At 62.7% G+C, this 3,155-nt stretch carries 4 protein-coding genes; 3 read left to right on the top strand and 1 reads right to left on the bottom strand.

Annotation, left to right across the window (positions count from 1 at the left end; genetic code table 11):
- A partial coding sequence (locus tag Q0L94_RS17050; RefSeq protein ID WP_296755710.1) for a co-chaperone GroES occupies positions 1 to 203 on the bottom strand: 203 nt, incomplete at its 3' end.
- A gap of 137 nt (positions 204 to 340) precedes the next feature.
- On the opposite strand from Q0L94_RS17050, the gene bioA reads away from it, so the two are divergent.
- From bioA to Q0L94_RS17035, 3 genes are all read left to right on the top strand, one after another.
- Complete coding sequence (gene bioA, locus Q0L94_RS17045; protein ID WP_296755707.1) at positions 341 to 1,684, top strand: adenosylmethionine--8-amino-7-oxononanoate transaminase; 1,344 nt, start codon at positions 341 to 343, stop codon at positions 1,682 to 1,684.
- Between the two features lie 79 nt (positions 1,685 to 1,763).
- Complete coding sequence (locus Q0L94_RS17040) at positions 1,764 to 2,417, top strand: TetR/AcrR family transcriptional regulator (RefSeq protein WP_296755705.1); 654 nt, start codon at positions 1,764 to 1,766, stop codon at positions 2,415 to 2,417.
- A gap of 252 nt (positions 2,418 to 2,669) precedes the next feature.
- Positions 2,670 to 3,155 (top strand): TolC family protein (locus Q0L94_RS17035; RefSeq protein ID WP_296755702.1); only part of this gene is annotated, 486 nt, incomplete at its 3' end.

Raw genomic sequence — 3,155 nt, 5'->3', positions numbered from 1 at the left:
CCGAACAGCACGCGGTCGCCGACTTTCACGTCCAGCGGAATCAGCTTGCCCTGGTCGTCTTTCTTGCCGGCGCCGACGGCGATGATTTCACCCTGATCGGGTTTTTCGGTGGCGGTGTCGGGGATGACGATTCCGGAAGCGGTCTTGCGCTCTTCTTCCATGCGCTTGACAATCACGCGGTCGTGCAGAGGACGGATTTTCATTGCAAAGTCTCCATTGCGGTACGTTGATAATGGGCAGCGCGGCTGCCCGAAAGAAATAAGCAGGCGGCGAAGCTATTGTTAGCACTCGCCGCCGTTGAGTGCCAATAATAGGGGCGCAATGTGACAATTTCAAGCCCATGGACGATTTATTAAGCCGTACCCGCGCCGCCGTGTGGCACCCCTGCACCCAGATGAAACAACTGGAGGCCGACCCGCCGCTGGCGATCGCGCGCGGCGAAGGGGCGTGGCTGGTCGACGTCGACGGGCGCCGTTACCTGGACGCGATTTCCAGCTGGTGGGTCAACCTGTTCGGCCATTGCAATCCGCGCATCAACGCCGCCATCGTCGACCAGCTCGGCAAGATCGAGCACGTGATGCTGGCCGGGGCGACCCACGCGCCGGTGGTGGAACTGTCGGAGCGGCTGGCGCGGCTGACCGGGCTGGGCCACGCCTTCTACGGCTCGGACGGCGCCTCGGCCACTGAAATCGCGCTGAAAATGAGCGCCCACTTCTGGCGCAACGCAGGACAGGCGGAGAAAAACGCCTTCGTCAGCTTGCAGAACGGCTACCACGGCGAAACCGTCGGCGCGCTGTCGGTGACCGATATTCCGCTGTTCAAGGACACCTACGCGCCCTTGTTGCGACATTCGGTACAGGTGCCGACGCCGGATGCGCGGCTGGCCGAGCCCGGAGAAACCGCCGAGGCCTGGGCGCTGCGCTGCGCCGCTGCGCTGGAGGCGCATCTGGCCGAACACGCCGCCACCACCGCTGCCTTCATCGTCGAGCCGCTGGTGCAGGGCGCGGCGGGGATGGCGATGTACCACCCGGTCTATCTCAAGCGGGCGCGCGAGTTGTGCAGCCAATACCAGGTACACCTGATCGCCGACGAAATCGCGGTGGGTTTCGGCCGCACCGGTACGATGTTCGCCTTTGAGCAGGCGGTTGCGCCCACCCCTCACCCTTCACCCCTCACCCCTCACGCAGCCCGCCCCGACTTCATCTGCCTGTCCAAGGGCATCACCGGCGGCTATCTGCCGCTGTCGGCGGTGCTGACCACCGACGACGTCTATGCCGCGTTCTATGGCGACGCCACCGCGCGCGGCTTCCTGCATTCGCATTCCTACACCGGCAATCCGCTTGCCTGCCGGGCGGCGCTGGCGGTGCTGGACATTTTCGAGACGGATCAGGTCATCGCCGCTAATCGCAACAAGTCGCTGGAATTTACGGGTTTATTGGCGGAGGTGGCCGCTCACTCACGCGTGCGCCACTTTCGCCAGTGCGGCATGATCTGGGCGTTTGACGTGGCGGGTGCCGGCCCCGGTTTCGCCACGCGCTTCCACCGGATGGCGCTGACGCACGGCGTGTTCATCCGCCCGATCGGCAACACGGTGTACGTGATGCCGCCCTATGTCACCAGCGTCGGCGAAATGCGCGGGCTGGCGGAGGCGATGCTGAGCTGTCTCGATCATCCCGAAGTCTGAATCGGCCTGAAGGAGGCGCTTGACGTCAGGGGCTCGCCAAAATAAGATAGTTATTGATCACTATCCAATGAGGCTGGAGATGTCAGAAGGGCTTGCGCGCAAACGGCAGGGCACCGACGAACGGCGCGAAAAAATCATCCACGTGACGCTCGATCTGGCCGCCCGTCAGGGGATCGATCAAGTGACCACCCGGGGCATAGCGCAGGCGATGGGCGTAACGCAGGACGCGGTGTTCCGCCATTTCCTCAGCAAGGATGCGATCTGGCTGGCAGTGATGCAGTGGGTGCGCGAGCGCCTGGTGAGTGGGTTGGGACGGGCTGCCGAACAGGGGCATGATCCGCTGGACGCGCTACAACGCATGTTCTTTGCACACATTGCGTTCATCACGGCCCATCCGGTCATCCCGCGCATTCTGACGTCGGAGCATCTGCATGGCCGCAGTACCGTGCTGCGGCGGCTGGTAGCCGAGACCATGCTGGATTACGAGGCGAAAATCGCGACGCTGCTGGCTGACGCCCGGACGCAGGGGCAGGCGCGCGCCGACCTCGACGTTCATGCTGCCGCCACGCTGTATCTTGGCATGATCCAGGGACTGGTGCTGCAAACCTCCATCCTGCGCGGCCAGCGCACCCTGGTGGCGCGCACACTGGCGACGGAGGCGGCACGCGCCTTCCCGGTTTTTCTCGAAGCGCTTCGCTCTCCGGCATGCTCAACCCAGGGAACAGCCCCGTGAAATATGCTTCATTTGCGCTCCGCTGTGCATCAATCGGGCTGCAGCCGTGCGCAGCGCGGGCCAACGGCCGGCCGTCGCGCGACCCCGACGTTGCATACGACGAATACCCCACGTGTTGCGCGCAGCAGGTTTCGATCGCCTTGACTGCATGGTCTTTAATCAATAATTGACAAACGCAATTTGAGCTAGATAATAAGTAATTGATTACTTACTTAATGCGGATTTCATGCAAAACTCAGAATGGATGCGCTTATGAAGCCCCAGTCACGGTTGCTGCTGTTCATCTTTCTTCTTTCCGCCTGGAAAGCGGCGTTTGCCGCCGATCCTCTCCCTCTGTGGGAGGCAATGGAGCGAGCCGCGCAATTCAACCCGGCCATTAAAAGCCAGCAAGCCGAAGTCAGCCGGCAGACGCTGGAGCAGGAAATTGCCCGTGGCCAGCATTTACCCAGGCTCGACCTGAATGCAGCGTACACACGCCATGCCTATCCGACCTTGATCACGCCGATCCGCGAGGCCGGCGTTTTCCCGCCGATGGACAGGGATATTGCCAATATCGGCCTGGCACTGACGCTGCCGCTTTACCGCGGCGGCAAGCTGGTCGCGGGCGAAGCGCTGGCCGCGCACAGCCGCGAGGCGTCGGTCCAGGGATTGCGTGCCAGTGGGCAGGATCTGCTGTTCAATGTCGTTGCCACCTACACCAAGGCGCTGCATTTCCGCCAGCTCGGACAGGTCATCGAC

It is taken from the genome of Thiobacillus sp., from assembly GCF_024708915.1.
This window is presented reverse-complemented; position numbering and strand designations above follow the sequence as displayed.

Excerpts from the sequence above, each read along its gene's own strand:
- bioA (WP_296755707.1), top strand. The coding sequence starts at position 341 with ATGGACGATTTATTAAGCCGTACCCGCGCCGCCGTGTGGCACCCCTGC.
- Q0L94_RS17040 (WP_296755705.1), top strand. The coding sequence starts at position 1,764 with ATGTCAGAAGGGCTTGCGCGCAAACGGCAGGGCACCGACGAACGGCGC.